Origin of the sequence: Collinsella sp. AF18-8LB (assembly GCF_003459795.1) — a bacterium.
Lineage (GTDB): Bacteria > Actinomycetota > Coriobacteriia > Coriobacteriales > Coriobacteriaceae > Collinsella.
In genome coordinates this window covers 568,167-586,656 of record NZ_QRWU01000001.1, presented here as the reverse complement: position 1 = coordinate 586,656, position 18,490 = coordinate 568,167, and the positions used below count along the sequence as shown (strand labels likewise).

Annotated in this window: 15 protein-coding genes; 5 read left to right on the top strand and 10 right to left on the bottom strand. The window is 59.8% G+C overall.

All coding sequences use genetic code 11. From position 1 onward, the window contains the following. Nucleotides 1–269: 269 nt before the first annotated feature. Together DWX25_RS02570 and DWX25_RS02565 are read right to left on the bottom strand one after the other, a co-directional pair. The gene (locus tag DWX25_RS02570) at nt 270–1,706 is read right to left on the bottom strand and encodes a M20 family metallopeptidase (RefSeq protein WP_117798703.1); all 1,437 of its coding nucleotides are present in this window, start codon (nt 1,704–1,706) and stop codon (nt 270–272) included. 54 nt (nt 1,707–1,760) lie between these two features. Next, nucleotides 1,761–2,423 carry an HAD hydrolase-like protein gene (locus DWX25_RS02565; RefSeq protein ID WP_233505190.1) on the bottom strand — a complete coding sequence of 221 codons (663 nt, stop codon included), beginning with the start codon at nt 2,421–2,423 and terminating at the stop codon, nt 1,761–1,763. Between the two features lie 156 nt (nt 2,424–2,579). Between DWX25_RS02565 and DWX25_RS02560 the strand changes: the two genes are divergently transcribed. The 3 genes from DWX25_RS02560 to DWX25_RS02550 all read left to right on the top strand — a co-directional run bounded on the left by DWX25_RS02560 (nt 2,580) and on the right by DWX25_RS02550 (nt 7,167). Continuing rightward, nucleotides 2,580–3,440 (top strand): DegV family protein, encoded by an 861-nt coding sequence (locus DWX25_RS02560; RefSeq protein ID WP_117798698.1) that lies wholly within the window; start codon nt 2,580–2,582, stop codon nt 3,438–3,440. A gap of 741 nt (nt 3,441–4,181) precedes the next feature. Further along, nucleotides 4,182–4,802: a hypothetical protein gene (locus DWX25_RS09440; RefSeq protein ID WP_158557556.1), complete on the top strand. Its 621-nt coding sequence runs from the start codon at nt 4,182–4,184 to the stop codon at nt 4,800–4,802. Then, nucleotides 4,747–7,167, top strand: coding sequence for a DEAD/DEAH box helicase family protein (locus DWX25_RS02550; protein ID WP_158557555.1), 2,421 nt, complete (start codon nt 4,747–4,749; stop codon nt 7,165–7,167). Before DWX25_RS09440 ends, DWX25_RS02550 begins: the two co-directional genes overlap by 56 nt. 63 nt (nt 7,168–7,230) lie before the next feature. On the opposite strand, the gene DWX25_RS02545 is transcribed toward DWX25_RS02550, so the two are convergent. The 5 genes from DWX25_RS02545 to DWX25_RS02525 all read right to left on the bottom strand — a co-directional run bounded on the left by DWX25_RS02545 (nt 7,231) and on the right by DWX25_RS02525 (nt 11,325). Continuing rightward, entirely contained in the window at nt 7,231–7,539 is a 309-nt protein-coding gene (locus tag DWX25_RS02545) for a type II toxin-antitoxin system YafQ family toxin (RefSeq protein WP_117734477.1), read from the bottom strand. Nucleotides 7,540–7,541: 2 nt separating this feature from the next. Continuing rightward, a complete protein-coding gene (locus DWX25_RS02540) occupies nt 7,542–7,841 on the bottom strand; it encodes a type II toxin-antitoxin system RelB/DinJ family antitoxin (RefSeq protein ID WP_117734476.1) in 300 nt (99 codons plus the stop codon). 114 nt (nt 7,842–7,955) lie between these two features. After that, entirely contained in the window at nt 7,956–8,714 is a 759-nt protein-coding gene (locus DWX25_RS02535; protein ID WP_117798693.1) for a TIGR00730 family Rossman fold protein, read from the bottom strand. A 198-nt stretch (nt 8,715–8,912) separates the two neighbouring features. After that, complete coding sequence (tgt, locus tag DWX25_RS02530; RefSeq protein WP_117798691.1) at nt 8,913–10,052, bottom strand: tRNA guanosine(34) transglycosylase Tgt; 1,140 nt, start codon at nt 10,050–10,052, stop codon at nt 8,913–8,915. A 472-nt stretch (nt 10,053–10,524) separates the two neighbouring features. Further along, nucleotides 10,525–11,325: an SDR family NAD(P)-dependent oxidoreductase gene (locus DWX25_RS02525; protein WP_035137314.1), complete on the bottom strand. Its 801-nt coding sequence runs from the start codon at nt 11,323–11,325 to the stop codon at nt 10,525–10,527. Nucleotides 11,326–11,619: 294 nt separating this feature from the next. On the opposite strand from DWX25_RS02525, the gene DWX25_RS02520 reads away from it, so the two are divergent. Continuing rightward, nucleotides 11,620–13,395, top strand: a complete 1,776-nt coding sequence (locus DWX25_RS02520) for a hypothetical protein (RefSeq protein WP_117798689.1) — start codon at nt 11,620–11,622, stop codon at nt 13,393–13,395. A gap of 238 nt (nt 13,396–13,633) precedes the next feature. Here DWX25_RS02520 and queA read toward each other — a convergent pair whose 3' ends face one another. From queA to DWX25_RS02505, 3 genes are all read right to left on the bottom strand, one after another. Continuing rightward, nucleotides 13,634–14,845 carry a tRNA preQ1(34) S-adenosylmethionine ribosyltransferase-isomerase QueA gene (gene queA / locus DWX25_RS02515; protein ID WP_117742995.1) on the bottom strand — a complete coding sequence of 404 codons (1,212 nt, stop codon included), beginning with the start codon at nt 14,843–14,845 and terminating at the stop codon, nt 13,634–13,636. A 73-nt stretch (nt 14,846–14,918) separates the two neighbouring features. Then, nucleotides 14,919–15,491: an epoxyqueuosine reductase QueH gene (locus DWX25_RS02510; RefSeq protein WP_117734471.1), complete on the bottom strand. Its 573-nt coding sequence runs from the start codon at nt 15,489–15,491 to the stop codon at nt 14,919–14,921. Nucleotides 15,492–15,623: 132 nt separating this feature from the next. After that, nucleotides 15,624–16,193 (bottom strand): DUF3267 domain-containing protein, encoded by a 570-nt coding sequence (locus DWX25_RS02505; protein ID WP_117734470.1) that lies wholly within the window; start codon nt 16,191–16,193, stop codon nt 15,624–15,626. 130 nt (nt 16,194–16,323) lie between these two features. Here DWX25_RS02505 and DWX25_RS02500 point away from each other — a divergent pair, with 130 nt between their 5' ends. Continuing rightward, the gene (locus DWX25_RS02500) at nt 16,324–18,474 is read left to right on the top strand and encodes a class I tRNA ligase family protein (protein ID WP_117798687.1); all 2,151 of its coding nucleotides are present in this window, start codon (nt 16,324–16,326) and stop codon (nt 18,472–18,474) included. The last annotated feature ends 16 nt before the right edge of the window (nt 18,475–18,490 follow it).

The window sequence follows — 18,490 nt, the reverse complement described above, 5'->3', positions numbered from 1 at the left end:
CACCTTTTACAAGGTAGTCATTGGGGACGTTCTTAAACGACTAGTCGTTGGACGTTCTTGTTTGACTAGTCATTTAAGAACACCCAACGACTACCTTGGAAACCCCGCAGGTTGAGCATAAGTCAGCGAAAACGCCCCTAAGCGAGCAAGGTGACGTGAAAGAGGAGGGAAGCGTACTTTGGTACGCGACCGACGATTGAACGTCAGATTGCCGCTTAGGGGCGTTTGCAGCGTCGAGCCGTTACGCAGTTTGGTAAAACCGCGTAACCTTAAAGTTCGAGTTCGTTGAGACGCAGGATCGCCACGATGTAGATCTTGAGCGCCTGCTTGAGCTGTTCTTCGTTGGCGCACTCGTTGGGGCCGTGCATCTGGCCACCCCATGCGGGCAGCTCCAGGCCGGTCTCCTCGGGGCCAAACGACACGGCGCGGGCAAAGTTGCGTGCGTACGTGCCACCGCCCATGGCAAAGGGTTCGGCATGCTTGCCGGTGAACTCGTTATAGGTATCGATAAGCGCCTTCACGGCCGGATCATCGGCAGAGACCGAGAACGGTACCTTGGCGCGGCCGACGCGATACGTCACGCCAAAGCGGCCCACGAGCGGCTCGAGCTGCCCACGGATGGTATCGGCGCTCGTGCTATCGGGGAAGCGCACGTCGATGACCTGCTCAATGTGGCCATCCGCCACGCGGATGACACCGGGGTTGCACGTGAGCGGGCCAAACGCGGGGCTCGTTGCGTCGATACCCAGGCCGCGGCCATAGGCATCCGCATGTACAAAGGCCAGAAACTTGACAAACTCATGCTCGGCAGGCGTCAGCAAGTGCTCGTCGCGTGCGGCAAACGCGTCCTCGACCTCGCGCAGGTACGTCACGATCAGGCCAACGGCGTTGATCGTCCCCTCGGGCATCGAAGCATGGCCACCGATACCGTGCGCAAAAATCCGGGCATGGCCGTTCTCGAGCGCCGTGATCTCCAGGCGGTCGGCGTTCTCAACGGGCGCCGGCAGCTCATCGGCGGCAATCGCAAGCTCGCAGATAGACTGCGACGGAATAGCGTTGCTCGCCTCGGCACCGCCCCAGGACACAATGCGCCCGCCGTCAATCTTGGAGCTCACGAACGTCGCCCCAAACTGGCCCTTCTCGGCATTGCAGACCGGGAACTCGGCATCGGGCGTAAACAAAAAGTCGGGGTTCGCGTGGTTCTCCAGATAATGGTGAACGTCGGACATGCCCACTTCCTCATCGCAGCCCAGCAGGGCGCGGAAGGTATAGCGCGGGGTAATGCCGTGCTTGAGCAGATAGGCGCCGGCGTAGAGCGACAGTACCGCCGGACCCTTGTCGTCGATCACGCCGCGGCCGAGCAGCCAGCCCTCGCGACGCTCCATCGCAAACGGGTCGGTGTTCCAGCCCGGGCCGGCGGGCACCACGTCCACGTGGCAGATGGTCGCGAGCTGCTTGTCGCCGCGACCGGGGATATCGGCAATGCCCACATAGCCCTCGTCGTCGCTCGTCTGGTAGCCGAGGTTCTGTGCGATGCCGAGCGCGCAATCGAGCGCGTCACGGACCGGGCGGCCAAACGGCGCACCGGGCTCCGCATCGGCAGCAACGGCAACAGACGGGTAGCTCACCAGCTGCTCGATATCGGCGACGACGTCCTCCCAGACCTCGTCGACGTACTCGGCAACACTCTGCTCCACCTGATTCATGGACGACCTCCTTACCAATGAGCGGCGAGCACGCCCGCCCCTCACATTAAGTCCCTAGATAGCGAAAAGTTTAGCAAGCTCGGCCACCGAGTGCACCACTGCGTCGGCACCCGCCGCCTCGTGCTCGCCCGGCGCCGCCGCGCCCGAATAGATGCCGATGCACGGCACGCCCATTGCGTGCGCGCCCTCGACGTCGTTAAAGCGGTCGCCAACCATCACGGCATCGTCCGCGGTCGCGCCCAGGGCCGCCAGCGCATCGCGGACCGAATCCGCCTTGGTCTCGCGCCCCTGCGGCGGATTCATGCCGACCACGGCTTCGAACTGGCAAAGCCCCAGCTCATGCACCATGTCGATGCACTTCGCCTCCATACGAGAGGTCGCCACGGCCAAGCGATGTCCCTGAGCGGCAAGACCATCGAGCAGCGCGGGGATCCCATCGAACACGGGATACTCCTCCGGACCCAGCTCGTCAAAAAAGGCACGGTACTCGTCGGCCACCACGAGCGACTCCTCACGCGTAAAGCCGTAAAAGTCGTGGAAGCTCTTCCACAGGGGCGGCCCGATCATACGGCGCAGGTCACCCATCTGCGCCTCCGAAAACCCGCGCGCAGTCAGCGCCTTGCGCGTCGAGGTCATCACCGCCCGGCCCGTATCGGCCACCGTACCATCGAAATCAAACAGCACGACCGGCCGCCTGCATATCTCCAGTGCCCCCATCGGCATCCCTCTTCCCCAGTTGATGATTTCCACACCAACATTAAAAACTGTTGACTATTCAACAATTGAACCTAGCAATGCGGAACAACTCCACTATACTTGTCGCACTTTGCTCTCAGAAGGCGGCGCACAAGCGCCCCGACGAAAGGTGCAATTATGTCTTTTGCCATCATAACCGACTCCACGTCGGACATCTCCCCCGCCCGCGCCCAAGAACTCGGCATTTACGTGATTCCACTGCATGTGGTTATCGAAGGCGAGGATCTGCTCGACCAGATGCAGATTACCGCCGAGGAGTACATCGCCCGCATGGCCGACTCCGAGCAGTTGCCGCACACGTCGCAGCCGAGCGCCGGCGAGTTCAAGGCGCTCTTTGATCGCGTGCTCGCCGACGGCCATGGCAGCGCCATCTTTATCTCGCTATGCAGCGAGTGGTCCGCCTGCCATGCCAACGCATGTCTGGTAGCTGACGCCCATAAGCTCGACGTGCGCTGCGTCGACTCGCGCACCGGCTCGGGCGCTGAGGGCTTGCTGGTGGAATACGCGCTCGCCATGCGCGATGACGGCCGCAGCCTGGACGAGACCGAGGCGCAGATTCGCGCGACGCTGCCTGACGCCCACCTGTTACTGATTCCCCGCACGCTCGAGAACCTTGTTAAGAACGGCCGCGCGCCCAAGCTCGCCGGCCACCTCGCGCAGATGCTCAACATTCGCCTGGCCGTTTCGCCGGAGTGGAAATCGGGCGAGATCAAAGTCATCAAAAAGGGCCGCGGCGCCAAGCGCATCGTTGCCAACACCATGGCCGATTGCCTCGACTTTTTGGCCGAGCATCCGGGCGCGAGCGTACGCGTGCTCACAACCGGCGCCGTCGAAGAGCAAGAGCTCGTCAACCAGGCGCTCGCGGGCCAGGACTGCGTCGATGCGGGCACCGGTCCCATCGGCTGCACCATCGCCACCCACGTAGGCGTCGATGCCATCGCCATCAGCTACTGCCCCCGCTACCAACCTGCCAATTAGGGACAGGTTTATTTTGGCAGGTTTTATCTGGGCAAACGTTAAACGCTAAGAAAGGTCTGCCTAGCTAGACAGGACAAGCTGGGACAGTCGAACAGCCGAGGTACACCCAGCCACAGCAAAGCCATCACGCCGGCACGCCCCAACTTAAGGCGCGCCGGCATCTCTTTAGGAATGGCGGCGGTAAAGGGACCGTTTTAGTCGAAAGGCTGCGAATAGCTTCCCATTACGCCGCAACTCAATTGCCGCACAACTGCCCAATTGAGCCATTGCAGGCGATCGATGCTTTATCCAACCCCCTTGCGATACCCCTTGGTCAAAAAATGGCAAATATGAGTACTGCTACAAATTTAGTAGCACCGAAATCTGGCTGAATTTGCATCTCACCGCCAATTTCGAGCGCCATAATGCCCCAAATCGTCATGTTTAGAGGGTTGGTTATATTCGATTTCACTCGATTGGTCTTAAATACTTTACAGATGATATGATACTGTCGCAACAACAGTACTCATATTTGCCATTTTTTGCCCACCGGTCCTATTCGAAGGCAGTTCCCAGGATCTCCAGCTCGCCCCGCAGCCGCTAAAACCCACTCAATAACAGCTGCCACATATTTTAGCACCAGCCAAACACCACTCACGGAGCCGCACTCCACTATCACCGAATCAAAATCAGAATCGGATGCCCAAAAAACCAAAATAACGTACTCTCATTTTAATGAACCCCAACAAGAACGGCATTTACATGAGCACCGTCACGCATCAATACGCCCTCATCGGGGACACGGTATTCCAATTCAAGGAAGCACTCGTTCATGTATCTGAGCCGTACGGCCAAATCGTCATCTGCAGCAATGGCCCAGACATCCGTTACGCAACGCTCGAAGAATGGGAGAAAGCTGGCACATCTTTCGATAGACGGACGCAGGTCGAGGGTATCGTCACCAGTGCGAGTCCAGCGCGCGACAAACTCGAGCTCTTTCGCAATCTCTTTACTGGCCGCAAAGATGTTTACGCCCATGGGTACCGCAGAAAAGACGGGGGAATCGGCTATACGCCCGCTTGCGCAAACGAGTGGAAGTCAGGCATTTGTCCCAAAGCAAATCGTCAGAAAACCAAATGCGCTGAATGTGGCAACCGCGTCTTCCCCGAGTTGAGCGATACCGCGATCATCTCCCATTTCAAGGGCAGTGACGACAGACTCCGAGACGTCATAGGTCAATATGTTCTCGATAATGACAGCAACACAAAAGTCCTGGTCATCGACTTTGACGGAGCCGATTGGAAAGAAGCGACAAACGCCATTCGGCGTGTCGCAAAAAAACCATGGAATCGATGCTGCGGTCGAGCGATCGAGATCAGGTAACGGCACACATGTCTGGTTTTTCTTCCTAGAGCTCACCAGCGCAAAGATCGCACGAGAATTTGGAAGCAGCCTTATCACCGAAGCAGCGGCGCTCAACAAGACAATCACCTTTGAAGCTTTTGACCGGATACTGCCCGCGCAGTCCACCATTCCTGAGGGCGGCTTTGGAAATCTCATAGCACTGCCTTTTCAAGGAAAAGCGCAGCGAAAAGGGAACAGCGTATTTGTTGACGAGCAATTTGAGCCCTTTCCCGATCAATGGCTTTACCTTTCGCAAATTCAGCTGATTCCACATGCAACAGTGCAAAATCTGATTGAGAGCATCGACAATAAACCGCATGGAATATCTGCTGCAGTGGTGGGAAACACCGCCGCGCCACATTCTCAGAGGCCGCGAAAGCGGCTTCCGCTCACGCCGCAGGACTTCCCGTCATCGCTGTCCGTCACGCAGGCCGATATGCTCTATATCCCCGAAAAATCTCTGAGTCCCGCAGCTCAAATGGAAGTTCGCAGGCTTGCAACATTTGCCAACCCAGAATTCTTCCGCGCGCAATCTATGCATCAATCGGTATTCGGCAAACCGCGGTACATAGACCTCAGCGAACTTAGAGACAGCTGCGTCGCGATTCCCAGAGGCTGCAAGGCTCAGCTTGAGTGGCTGTTTCAAGAAGCCGGCGTTGCTGCCCACTATTCTGACAAGCGCAAGTCTGGCAATCCAATTGTGATGGCATTTAAAGGGACTCTTCGCCCTGAACAGCAAATTGCCGCCGAACAGATACTCGACTATGAAGACGGAATCATGTCTGCACCGACGGGTTTCGGCAAAACCGTCATCGGAGCCTATCTTATTGCTACCATCGGTCTTCCAACGCTCGTCATCGTTCCCAAGACCGCGCTCATTGCCCAATGGAAATCCCAGCTCGAACGGTTTATCGACATTACTGATAACAGAAAGCCAGTCCGCACCCCAAAAGGACGAATCAGTAAAAGGCAGCCGCCGCTCATTGGCCAAATCGGAGGAGGTAAAACCGCCATAAGCCATCTCATCGACATTGCTTCATTCCAGTCTCTGTCCAGCAAGGACCCCCAGACCGGAGAACCAATAGCCAAGGAGTTCGTTCGTGATTACGGCCTCGTCATCTGTGATGAATGTCACCATGCAGCCGCACCACAGCTTGAGCTTGTCCTCAAGTCCGCTCCAGCCAAATATGTATACGGCCTTTCTGCGACGCCCGAACGCTCGGACGGTCTCACGCGAGCACTCTCAATGCTCTGCGGCCCGCTTCGCCATGTCATTGATCCAAAAACGCAAGCAATCCAACAGGGAATTCAGCGCGTTGTTAGGCCGCGTTTTACCGGAGTTCGACTACCCGCCTACAAACCAGAGGCGTCCTTTAATCAAGTTCTCGATCTCCTGTGTGCGCACACAGCGAGAAACGAAGCAATTGTCGACGATGCCCTCGATACCGCGTCAAACGGTCGACATTCGCTTGTGCTATCCAAAAGGAAAAAACATGCCGAAGAGCTATGTAGGCTGCTTCAAAGCCGCGGACACGAACCCATACTCTTAACCGGAGAAATCGACGCCAAAGAAAGAAAGGCAATACTGAACAGCCTTCCCGGCTTCGAGCATGAGCATCGAATTATCATCGCAACCGAAGGCCTTCTGGGCGAGGGCTTCGACCTGTCTTACCTTGACACTCTGCTCATTGCCACACCGATATCTTGGGACGGCAGCATAACGCAGCAGGCAGGCAGACTACATAGAAGTCACGAGGGCAAGCAGCGGGTTGAGATATTCGACTATGTTGATTTGTCGATACCCATGCTCGCGCGTATGTACCAGAAGAGACTCAAGACCTATGCCAAGCTGGGGTATGAAGTCTTTGCAGCAAATGACAACAAACAGGCCGATCGAAACATCCTCGTTAGGTCGGCAACAGCCGTGGAGGCTTTAGCGGACGACATCGCAAGCGCAACGAAAAGCATTTTTATTGCCGCGCCCTACGCATCCGCCGCATGCCTCGCGAAGCTCGCCGCCGCGCTCACGAGCGCTATTGTCCGTGGGATTGCCCTTGAGATTTCAATTGCCTCGACTCCGCGCGATGACGTAAAAGCGATTTTTGCCGAGATGAACGTCGACTATTCCATCAAAGCCGAAGGGCGCCTGTGCGCGTCAGTAATTGACGAGGAAACCGTCTGGTACGGAGCTATTCCATTACTGGCTTTTCCTAAGAAAGAAGACTGCAGCATCCGTTTCAAAAGCAGCGAAGTTGCAGCCGAGCTTTTAAGCGAAATCCAGCGAAGAGGAGAACCGGAGGTCGCAGCCACGAACGGGACGTCCCCAGCTGTTGCGGTGGAATAGGAGCTGCCTTGCTCAATCGCTCGTGAATCAATTACTATTCCCTCGCGAATCATAAGCGAGCAATCAACCGTGCGAACCCTGAAACAGTTCGTCATGCGAGCCCATTCTGACCAACCGGATCACAGGATTAGTCTTATGCGGCAAATAGAGAACGACCACGTCGACCAAGCCATCGGATAGATGGAAATCGATGTGACCGTTGTAGTTGCCGCCCGGGTTTGAAAGCTCGTGGGCACCATATTCCGCGGGAAGCGAGCCGTGAGCCGCAAGCTCTGCAACTGCCGCCTTAAACTCGGTTTTTAGCTGCGGATGGATGCGCATCGTCCGTTTGTAATCCGCCTTAAACTGAGCCTCGATTTCAATCTCAAACATCGCTAGCCCTCATCGAGGAATGATATAAGCTCATCAGCGTTATTGAATGACGGGCTGTCGTCTGGCAGAATCCCCAATTCATGAGCCTCGGCAATCACCATGGCACGCCTCGTCGCCTCGTTGGGCACCTCCGCCCTTCCTACAATCTCAAAAGGAATCTTTCGCTGATTTACAAGCTGCCGAACGGCAAGATTGAGATAGGAATTGAGGCTGAGGCCGACCGAATCCAAGAACTCGGTCGCCTGCTCCTTGAGCCCCTCTTCGATCCGAACCGTCGTAGGCTTAACCGTTGCAGTAGACATACGCGACCTCCTCGCCCTCGTCTTTTGCATCAGTATACCCAATATAAATGGCAACCTGACGTTAGAAAGCATCAGATTGCCATGCATATTCATGTCGCGGTGGGCACGATTGCTCTACATCAACCCGCTGAGCGCAATGTCGACGGCTTCGTTGAGGTCGTCGGTAATGTGTACTAGATCCGGATCGAGCGGACTGATCATACCGGCGTCCATCACCGGGCCGTTGAGCCAGTCGAACAGGCCCTGCCAGTACTCGCTGCCCACCAGCACGAGCGGCATGCGCTTGACCTTGTGCATCTGCACCAGCGTAAGGACCTCGAACATCTCGTCGAGCGTACCAAAACCGCCGGGGAACACGATGGCGCCCGAGCTGTATTTGACGAACATGGTCTTGCGCACAAAGAAGTAACGGAAGTCCATGCCCAAGTTCACGTATTTGTTGAGCCCGTGCTCGTGCGGGAGCTCGATCCCCAAGCCGACCGATTTGCCGTTGGCGCTCGCCGCTCCCCTATTGGCTGCCTCCATGATGCCGGGGCCGCCACCTGTGATGACCGCCACGCCACGTTGCGCGATCTTGCGCCCGACGGTACGTGCCGCTTTGTAGAGCGGATCGGTCTTGGGCGTGCGGGCGCTACCGAAGATGGTCACCGCAGGTCCGAGCTCGGCAAGCGCGCCAAAGCCGTCGACAAACTCGGCCTGAATGCGCAGTACACGCCACGGATCGGCATGCAGCCAGTCGGTCGACTCCTCGGGTGCCAGCAGGTTGGCGTAGGTGTTGTCCTTAGGAATCATGGGGCCGCGCATGACCACGGGACCGCGGCGGTACGTCTCGTCGTAGGCAGGCTCGCCCTCGACGTTCTCATTTTTAATCATGGGTACTCCTATCGAGAAAAAGAAAACGGGCGGGGTCGACGCCATGCGCCAAACACCCGCCCGAACATCAACCATTCGGTATGGTACCCACGATGCATCAAGTGCTTGCAAGCCATCGGTCAGCGGTCGCGCAGCCGATGCCAGCGAATGCAATGCCCGCCGCCGGCCGCGAACAGCTCGTAAGCGAGCCCGGAGCTCTTAGTAATCCACCGCCGCAGGGCTGTTCATCCAGTCGCTCACAAACGCACCGTAACTGCCCTCGATAATGGCCTGACGAGCCTGCTGCATAAGGTTGAGCAAGTAGTAGATGTTGTGCATCGAGAGCAAAATGCCGCCGAGCATCTCCTTTTGCGTGACCATGTGGCGGATGAGCGCACGGCTGTAGCCGCCCGTGCATACCGGGCAGGTGCAGGTGGGATCGATGGGGCCGTCGTCGTGCGCAAAGCGGGCATTGCGGAAGTTGAGGCGACCCTCGCTCGAAAACGCCGTGCCCATGCGGCCGGTACGCGTCGGCAGCACGCAGTCGAACATGTCGATGCCCACGCCCACGCCGCGCACGAGGGTGGTGGGGTTGCCGACGCCCATCAGGTAGCGCGGCTTGTGCTTAGGCATGTACTCGGAAGCCAGCGGCGCCAGCGTCTCGAACATGGTCTCGTGGTCCTCGCCCACCGAGTAGCCGCCGATGCCATAACCCGGAAAATCGCCGCACTCCTCCAGATGGCGCAGCGAGCGAAGGCGCAGGTCCAGGTGCATACCGCCCTGAACGATGCCAAAGAGCGCCTGGTCATCGCGGGTGTGAGCCTTATAGCAGCGCTCGGCCCACATGCTCGACAGCTCAACGGCGCGCTCAACGTAGGCGCGCGTGGCGGGATAACCCGGGCACTGGTCGAGCTGCATGCAGATGTCGGAGCCAAGCTTCATGGCGATTTCCATGTTGTCCTCGGGCGTCCAGAACACGTGGCGGCCGTCGTAATCGTTGACGATAAAGCGCACGCCCTCGTCGGTGAGCTTGACGGCGTCGTTGTGGCTGAACACCTGGAAGCCGCCCGAATCGGTGAGGATGGGACCATGCCAGTTCATAAACTTGTGCAGTCCGCCCAGCTCGGCGATGGTGTCCTCGCCGGGACGCATAGACAGGTGGTAGGTGTTGGCGAGCACGATCTGCGCACCGAGCTGCTTGACGGTCTCGGTGGGGATGCCCTTGACGTTTGCCTTGGTGCCCACGGGCATAAAGATCGGTGTCTCGATGTCACCGTGCGGGGTGTGCAGCACACCGGCACGCGCGTGCGTCGTCGGATCCTCTGCGATCAGGTCGAATTTAAACAGGTTTTGATCCATAAACTGGAACTCCTTGGTTGCGGCTCATACGCAAACCATTATACGGGCAACCCGCAAGAAGCACCGACTCGACAGAAACTGATGCATTAAACGACTAGTCGTTGGGGACGTTCTTAAACGACTAGCTGTTGGGGACAGTCTTCAGGGCAGCCTGACAAAGGAGCGCCCCAATCTGCCGGCACTCAGGGACTGTCCCCAAGTGCCGGCAAGAGCGTCCCTTTCGACTAGTCATTTAAGAACGTCCCCAACGACTACATCCAGCGAAAACCCGCCAAAGTGAGCAAGGTGCCTTCAAGCAAAATGGCGCCGCAGGTTGAGCATAAGTCAGCGAGCGGGCCGCATTTGAGGCAAGGTGACGTGAAACGAAAGGGCGCTGACCTTCTGGTCGCGCCCTTGAAGTTGAACGTCAGATTGTCCAAATGCGGCCCGCGCAGCGTCGAGCTGTTACGCAGTTTGGTAAAACCGCGTAACCCTACGGCCGCTGGCCCATGCCGCCCTCGAGGGTGACGGTCTCGCCGTTCATGTACTTAAAGTCGGGGCCGCAGAGCTGAACGACCACGCGGCCGATCTCCTTCTCGACGTCGCCGTAGTGGCCCGCCGGCGGCATGTGGACGTTGGCCTTGAACGCCTCGGGATAGGCATCCTGGAAGTTCTCGAGCGCAGCAGTCCAAGCAAGCGGACACACGATGTTGACGTTGATGCCGTCGGGACCCCACTCGTTGGCGGCGACGCGGGTCAGGCCGCGGATGCCCTCCTTGGCGGCAGCATAGCTGCACTGGCCATAGTTGCCAAACAGGCCGGCGCCCGAGGCAAAGTTGACCACGGAGCCCTTGGTCTCCTTCAGGTGCGGATAGGCCTTCTGCATGTACAGGTAGGTGGCATACAGGCCAGAGTAAATGGCCAGGTTGAACTGGTCCATAGTGTGGTCGGCGATGGTCACACCCGAAGCGCTGGCCTGAGCGTTGTTGACGACGGCGTCGATGCGACCGAACTCCTCAATCGCCTTGTCGATAACGTTCTGCACGACGGCCTCGTTGTCCTGACCAGCCGAGACATCGGCCTGAACAGGCAGCACCTTGACGCCGTACTCCGCCTCGAGGGACTCCTTGGCGGCCTCGAGCTTGGCAACGTTGCGGCCGGTAATGACGAGGTTTGCGCCCTCCTTGGCAAATGCGATATCGATGCCGTAGCCGATGGAGCCAGCGGAGCCGTCCTTAAGCGTGGCCTTGCCGCCGCCGGTGACGATTACGGTCTTACCAGTGAAAAGTCCCATATAAAGTCCTTTCAAATCGCGGCGGACACGCCCGCCGACTGCGCGCATCCAAATTCACGCGCCAAAAGCTGGAATGTAACTTTAGCGTGTTCAAGCGAAAATAAAAGACCGCGGTAGGCGAACGGCACCACGTCGTTCGGCGAAGGGATTGTCAAGTAAAAACTGGATAAAGCGGCCGAGTTATTGTTATCAGATCGAGCCATCGAACACGTTTTGAAACTTTGCTGCGGCGCGTGGGATGTCGGCGCGAAACTTTATCATAGGGTGACAAACAACGATGAGGAGCACATGCCTATGACAGACGAGCTGGACCCCCAGACTCAACAGCATATTGATGATTCAGCAGACGCCGTCGACGACTGCGATACTCCTACCTGCGTCGACGCCTCCACCGATGCGCACGCCGGTGCAGATGCGCACGCCGGTGCGGATAAGGCAACAGACACAGACGGTACTGTCGAGCATGACGAAAGCGAGCAGCCGAAGCTGAGCCATGCCGAACCTGACACGGAACCCGCACCACAGGCGGCGGGCCCCATCGAGGTGTCTTCGGAAGAAGAACTCGATGCCGTCATGGACTCCATGATGGATGCTGTCAAAGCGATGAAAGACGCCGTCGCCGATGCCGACGTGGACGCCGAGGAAGAGGAGGCCGCCGAGGCGGCCTCGACCTTCGTGCCCGGCGAGACTCCGGTCGCCGACCAGGGCAGCACCATGCCCTCGTTTCTGCAGCTCGAGCACCCCACGATTGGCGCCGACGCGGTCGATCCGCACGCAGCAGGCTTTTCTGTGGTCGAGGGCGGTACCGGCAATATCGCCGCGCCGCAGGCTGCCGATGCGGATGCTGCCGACACCGCTCGCCCGACCGCCCCGCATTCCCCCGCCGCGAGCCGCGATCTGGGGACCGCTGTCTCGAACACTGCGAACGCCGTGGGCACCTTTATCGCCCAGGGCGCCTCGGCCATGCGTGAGATGAACGCCGCGAAAAAGGCACTTTCCGACGCCCGCGCCCACTTGGCCGAACTTGAGCAGCGCATTGCCGATCAGGCCGAGGAACTCGAGACGCGCCAGGATATCGCAGGCCGCTACGACCAGATCGTCGCCGACCAGCGCCAGGCGATTGCCACGGCCCAAAAGACTGCAGCGGCCGCTGAGATTGACCGTGATGCCCACGCCGCCAAGGCGACAGAGCTCAAGGGCCAGCTCGAACAAATGAAGACAGAGGATGACGCGACTGAACTCCGCTTGAAGGCCGCGCTCGACGCCGTGGAGGCCCGCGAGGCGAGCTCGCGCGAGACCGGCAACCGCCTCGTTCGACGTCTTGAGGATTCCAAGCGCATCCGCGACAAGGTGAAGACCGAGCGAGACGCCGGCATTGCGGCCGCACAACAAACCGTCGACGCCACGCGCGCCCAGCTCGAGACGCTGCGTCATGAGTATGCCGAGCTGCAACGCAATCCCTCGGCAAATCCCGCCAACTATACGGTACGCACCAGCGAGCTCTCGATGCAGATCTCCGACACGGCAGATGCCCTGCGTAAAGCCGAAGAAGATGTCCCGCGCATCACCGCCGACCTTGAGCACTCGCTTGCCGCAGCCGAGCAGGCCGTCGAGCAGGCTCAAGCCCCTATCGCCGACGCAAAGCGCGCGCACCAAGCCGTGACGACCGAAGCTGATGCCGCGCGCGACGAGCTGCAGACGGCGAAAACGGCCGCCGCGACTCGTCAGCGCGAGCTGCGCGAGAAGATCACTGCCGAGGACAAGGCACGCCGTGACCAGGAGCAGACCATCGCCAATGCCCAAGCAGATGCCGCACATGCGCAGTCGATCATCGAACAGGCGACCGAGGTGCACGACCACCCAGAGATCACTGAGTCGCTTGCAGGATCCTTGGCCCGAGACAAAGCCGAGCACGCCGAGACCGAGCGAGAAGTCGCCCAGCTCGAGGCCGCCGAGGACGCGGTGCGCGAGCGTACCCGCGACTCCCGCATCAAATTCACCGGCGCCATCGTCTGCATCGTTGCCGTAGTTCTCGTGATCATCCTAGTCTGGCTGTTCGCGAGCAAGTAGTCTTTGGGGACGTTCTTAAACGACCAGTCAAACAAGAACGTCCCCAACGACTAATCAATGATGAGAGTGGATAATCTCCCACTTTGAGCCCGCAGACGGGCCAAAAACGGGAGATTATCCACTCTCATTCCGCAGGTACTCATTTAAGTACGTCCCCAATGAGTGCCACATTGACAGCCAAGGCAAGGCCGATACTTTGGCAGCGTCAGGTGGTTACGCGGTTCGTAGAACCGCGTAACTAACAAATGAGCATCGCGTCGCCAAAGCTGAAGAAGCGGTAACGCTCCTCAATGGCGGCGGCGTAGGCATCCATGATCTGGTCGCGGGAGGCAAGCGCGCTCACGAGCATCATGAGCGTAGAGCGCGGCACGTGAAAGTTCGTGATCAGCGCGTCGACCACGTGATAGGTCGAGCCGGGCATGAGGTAGAGCTGTGTCGTCGCATTCTCGCGCACCACGATGTCACCGCGGCCGAGCGTGTCGGCGCCGTCCTCGCGGCCTTCAAAATAGCGCGCCGTCACAGCCGGATCGAACACCGGGGCATCCGCATCAAAGGCGCTTTCGAGCGAACGCACTGCGGTGGTGCCGACGGCAATCACACGATGACCCTCGGCCTTGGCCTTGTGCACGGCGTCGACAACCTCCTGCGACACGTGGTAGCGCTCGGTGTGCATGACGTGCTGCGTGGGGTCGTCCTCCTCCACCAGACGGAAGGTATCGATGCCCACCTCGAGCTCGACAGCGGCGAACTTCGCACCCTTGGCCTCGATAGCAGCCATGAGCTCGGGGGTAAAGTGCAGGCCCGCCGTGGGGGCGGCAGCCGAGTGCTCCTCCTTCATGGCATAGACGGTCTGGTACTTCTCGGGATCGCCCTCGTAATCGGTAATGTAGGGCGGCAGCGGCACGTGGCCGGCAGCATGGATGGCCTCGTCGAGCGTGCGCGGGTCGCCGGCGGCATTGCAACCGGCCGGCTCAAATCGCACCAGGCGTCCGCCGCGGCTATCGGTAACAAAGTCGACGACCTCGGCCGTCAGCACCACGGGAGCCCCCTCGGGCGCATGGGCGCCACCGGCACGATACTCAATCTGAGCGCCGGGCTTCAGACGCTTGCCAGGCTTAACCAGGCACTCCCACACGTGACCCAGTGGATCCACGTCCTCGCGGCGCTTAAGCAGCAGCGTCTCCACCACGCCGCCCGAGCCCGCCTTGCGACCGATCAGACGGGCCGGCATCACGCGCGTCTGATTGATGACGAGTACGTCGCCCGGCTCGATATAGTCGATGATGTCACGGAAGATACGGTGCTCAACGGTACCGCCGTGCTCCAGCGGCGTTCCCGCCTCAGATCCCTTGCGATTCACCACCAGCAGGCGGCAGGAGTCACGCGGCTCGGCAGGAGCCTGGGCGATGAGCTCTTCGGGCAGGTTATAGTCAAAATCATCAGTACGCATAGACACGTCGGATTCTCCTTATATAGCTAAAGTCCGCTCTACATCCTAGCAGGCTGCCAGCTCAAAAGAACTACTATTTGGAAGCTTTGCGCTCGTCACGGATGCGGGCGCGGTCCATGGCCGCCTCGACGGCCGAAAAGCGGCAGCCACAGTAGTTCTGCCGATACATGCCCAGCTCGCGCGAACGACGCGTGGCCTCGGGATAATACGGGCGAAAATCGCGAATCACCGGCGTGAGCCCGCGGGCGGCAGCCAGGCGCTCGAGCACATCATTGCACGTTTCGAACAGCTGATAGGGCGAGACAGCGAGCGTCGTGCCTACATATTCAAACCCGCGCTCCTGAGCCACACGGCATGCCTCGGCCAGGCGTAGGGCATAGCACGTGCGACAGCGACGGGGCCGATCGGCGCCCAGCGGGGCCACGCCGGCCTCCCAGCGCTCACGGTCCTCTCCGGCCTCGATAAGCTCGATGTCGCCGTCGGCACACCACCGGCGCAGCTCGTCCAGACGCCGCCGCCATTCATCGTGCGGCTGAATATTGGGGTTAGTCCAGCAGATCGTGGGCTCAAACCCCTCCTCGCGCAGCAGGCGAACCGGCTCAAGCGAGCACGGCGCGCAGCAAGCATGCAGCAACAACGGCTTCATGGACATCTCCTCCCAATCTTTGCCCAGGGTAGTCTTTTTGGGACGGGGCAATTTTGACTACTTTTGATGTAAAGCAGTTCCAAATATCTGCATCAACAGGAAAGTAGTCAAAATAGCCCCGTCCCAAAAAGACTACTTTGCGAAAAAGCGTACGCCAAAGGACGTGTCCTCGCAGGCGGCAATGCGGCGGTCGCGCAAAATGGTCCACACGTAATACCAGTCGCCCACACAGCCCGACAAATGCAGGCCAGCCGCCAGGTAGCACAGCAGCGGATAGCCCGAAAATGCTAACCCCAAGGCAAACGCCGCCGTCAGGATCACCGTGGGCGCCAGGCAAATGGCAATGTAGCGCCGGCGCGAATACACAACGCCCTCGGCACAGGCGTAGATCATCGCCGTCTCGCGATTCGCCCCAAAGGTCACATGCGCGCCCGCAGGCGCCAACAGCTTAAAAAACGCGGCGTGTAACAGCTCGTGCACGGCAAATGCCGCCGCCGAAACCGCAGCTAAGCCGACTATCCAGCCCACGACTCCCGTCCAGCCGCCCGCTTCAGCCGCATCCAAGTCCGCAGGCCCGCCCAGCAGCATAAACACCGGCACCAAGCACACGGCAAATACGCCAAGCACGGCCATCCCCCACACGAAGCAGGCGTGCAGAAAATCCTCGTCCTCAAACGCATGTATGTTGGAAATCTCATTCATAGCATCTTAGGATAGCGCCCCTGCCACGCACCTACCCGCATGTGCGATAATGTCGAACGATATGCACGAATTGACCACCGCGCCGCCAGGCCTTGCGCCGGCCGCGCTTTCACCTATGCGAAGGAGTCCCATGGCATCTAAATACTCCATGAACGACCGTCCCAGCTGGCCGCGCCGCGCCATCGTTACCGCTGGCGAGCCCTACGGCAACAAGGGCCTGCACTTTGGCCACGTCGGCGGCGTCTTTGTCCCGGCCGACTTCTTCGCCCGCTTCCTGCGCGACCGCCTGGGCAGCGAGAACGTCATCTTCACCTCGGGCACCGACTGCTACGGCTCGCCCATCATGGAGAGCTACCGCAAGCTCAAGGAGAACGAAGGCTACGACAAGTCCATCGCCGAGTACGTCGAGTCCAATCACTCCCGCCAGGCCGCGACCCTCAACAACTACAACATCAGCTGCGATATCTACGGCGGCTCGGGTCTTGAGCCTGCCGCGCAGATTCACAACGAGGTTACCGCCGAGATTATCGAGCGCCTGCACGAGCAGGGCACCATCTCCAAGCGCTCCACGCTGCAGTTCTACGACGCCAAGGCCGGCACGTTCCTCAACGGCCGCCAGGTGATCGGCCGCTGCCCCATTCAGGGCTGCAAGTCCGAGAAGGCCTATGCCGACGAGTGCGACCTGGGCCACCAGTTTGAGCCCGAGGAACTCATCGCGCCCAAGAGCCAGCTCACCGGCGAGGTGCCCGAGCTGCGCCCGGTCGACAACCTCTACTTTGACCTGCCGGCCTACCTCGACTTTATGAAGACCTATACCGCCAAGCTCGCCCAGAACCCGCAGGTTCGCTCCGTGGTCTCCAAAACCATGGAAGAGTGGCTGCTGCCGGCTCAGCTCTACATTCAGAATAAGTTCCGCGAGGCCTTCGATGCCGTCGAGGATCAGCTTCCCGAGCACACCGTGCTGGAGCCCGAGGGCAACAAGAGCAGCTTTACCGTCACCTTCCCCAGCTGGAAGGAGCGCGACGATGCCCACGCAGTGCTCGCCAACGGTGGCGTGCGCTTCCGCAGCGGCAAGGCGCTCGTGCCCTTCCGCATCACCGGCAACATCGACTGGGGCGTTCCGGTGCCCGAGGTCGATGGCGTCTCCGACGTCACCTGCTGGTGCTGGCCCGAGAGCCTGTGGGCGCCCATCAGCTATACGCGTACCGTGCTCGCGCGCGATGCCAAAGCCGCCGGCGTGACCGAGGGCGTTGCCGCCCAGGATGCCGCCCTCATGGGCGAGCCAGCCGCCGATTCCACGCAGGTCCCCGTGCCCACCTACCAGCACAGCTCGCTCGACTGGCGCGACTGGTGGTGCTCTGACGACGCTCAGATCTACCAGTTCATCGGTCAGGACAACATCTACTTCTACTGCATCGCGCAGACCGCCATGTGGGAGGCCCTGGGTTGGGACCTCACGCAGAGCACCGTCAGTGCCTGCTACCACCTGCTCTACATGGGCAAAAAGGCCAGCTCGTCCTCGCAGACGCCTCCCCCGCCGGCAGACGATCTGCTCAACCACTACACCTGCGAGCAGATGCGCGCGCATTGGCTGTCGCTCGGCCTGTCCGAGAAGCCGGTGAGCTTTAGCCCCAAGGCATACGACACGCGCGTGACCGGCAAGGACAAGGACGGCAACGAGGTGCGCGCCTGCGACGACAAGCGCGTTATCGACCCGGCCCTTAAGGAGAGCGCGCTGCTGACCGGCGTGTTCAACCGCCTGGCCCGCAGCTGCTTCTACGGCGTTGCCGTCAAGGAAGGCGACGAGAGCCCCTATCGCAACGGCTGCATTCCTGCCGGCGCGGCCTCTGCCGCCGTGGTCGAGGCTGCCGAGCAGGCCGCCCTTGCCTTTGAGCAGGCCATGTACAAGTTCGAGACACACCGCGCGCTCGCCGTGTGCGACGACTACCTGCGTGCCGCCAACAAGCGCTGGAGCGACGCCTCCAAGGCCGCCAACAAGCTCGAGGGCGCCGAGGCCAACGCCGCCATGACGCAGGCCCTCACCGACGCCTTTACCGAGCTGCGCGTGGCGACCGTCCTCATGCACGGCATTGTGCCGGCCGGCTGCGAGCTCATCTGCGAGTACTTCGACGTCGACCCGGTCGCCTTCTTTAGCTGGGATAACATCTTTGCCTCCACGGACGAGTTTGTGGAGAGCCTGGGCGAGAAGCCCGGCGAGCACCGCGTGAAGCCGCTGCCCCCGCGCTTCGACTTCTTCAGCAAGCACGAGAGCCAGTACTAGACAACCGGCAAGGCGC

What these genes read in the sequence shown, in the direction of transcription:
- DWX25_RS09440 (WP_158557556.1), top strand. Translation starts at nt 4,182, where the DNA reads ATGAGCACCGTCACGCATCAATACGCCCTCATCGGGGACACGGTATTC.
- tgt (WP_117798691.1), bottom strand. Translation starts at nt 10,052, where the DNA reads ATGGATCAAAACCTGTTTAAATTCGACCTGATCGCAGAGGATCCGACG.
- DWX25_RS02510 (WP_117734471.1), bottom strand. Translation starts at nt 15,491, where the DNA reads ATGAAGCCGTTGTTGCTGCATGCTTGCTGCGCGCCGTGCTCGCTTGAG.
- DWX25_RS02535 (WP_117798693.1), bottom strand. Translation starts at nt 8,714, where the DNA reads ATGATTAAAAATGAGAACGTCGAGGGCGAGCCTGCCTACGACGAGACG.
- DWX25_RS02500 (WP_117798687.1), top strand. Translation starts at nt 16,324, where the DNA reads ATGGCATCTAAATACTCCATGAACGACCGTCCCAGCTGGCCGCGCCGC.
- DWX25_RS02565 (WP_233505190.1), bottom strand. Translation starts at nt 2,423, where the DNA reads ATGGGGGCACTGGAGATATGCAGGCGGCCGGTCGTGCTGTTTGATTTC.
- DWX25_RS02545 (WP_117734477.1), bottom strand. Translation starts at nt 7,539, where the DNA reads ATGTTTGAGATTGAAATCGAGGCTCAGTTTAAGGCGGATTACAAACGG.
- DWX25_RS02525 (WP_035137314.1), bottom strand. Translation starts at nt 11,325, where the DNA reads ATGGGACTTTTCACTGGTAAGACCGTAATCGTCACCGGCGGCGGCAAG.
- queA (WP_117742995.1), bottom strand. Translation starts at nt 14,845, where the DNA reads ATGCGTACTGATGATTTTGACTATAACCTGCCCGAAGAGCTCATCGCC.
- DWX25_RS02520 (WP_117798689.1), top strand. Translation starts at nt 11,620, where the DNA reads ATGACAGACGAGCTGGACCCCCAGACTCAACAGCATATTGATGATTCA.
- DWX25_RS02505 (WP_117734470.1), bottom strand. Translation starts at nt 16,193, where the DNA reads ATGAATGAGATTTCCAACATACATGCGTTTGAGGACGAGGATTTTCTG.
- DWX25_RS02540 (WP_117734476.1), bottom strand. Translation starts at nt 7,841, where the DNA reads ATGTCTACTGCAACGGTTAAGCCTACGACGGTTCGGATCGAAGAGGGG.
- DWX25_RS02570 (WP_117798703.1), bottom strand. Translation starts at nt 1,706, where the DNA reads ATGAATCAGGTGGAGCAGAGTGTTGCCGAGTACGTCGACGAGGTCTGG.
- DWX25_RS02560 (WP_117798698.1), top strand. Translation starts at nt 2,580, where the DNA reads ATGTCTTTTGCCATCATAACCGACTCCACGTCGGACATCTCCCCCGCC.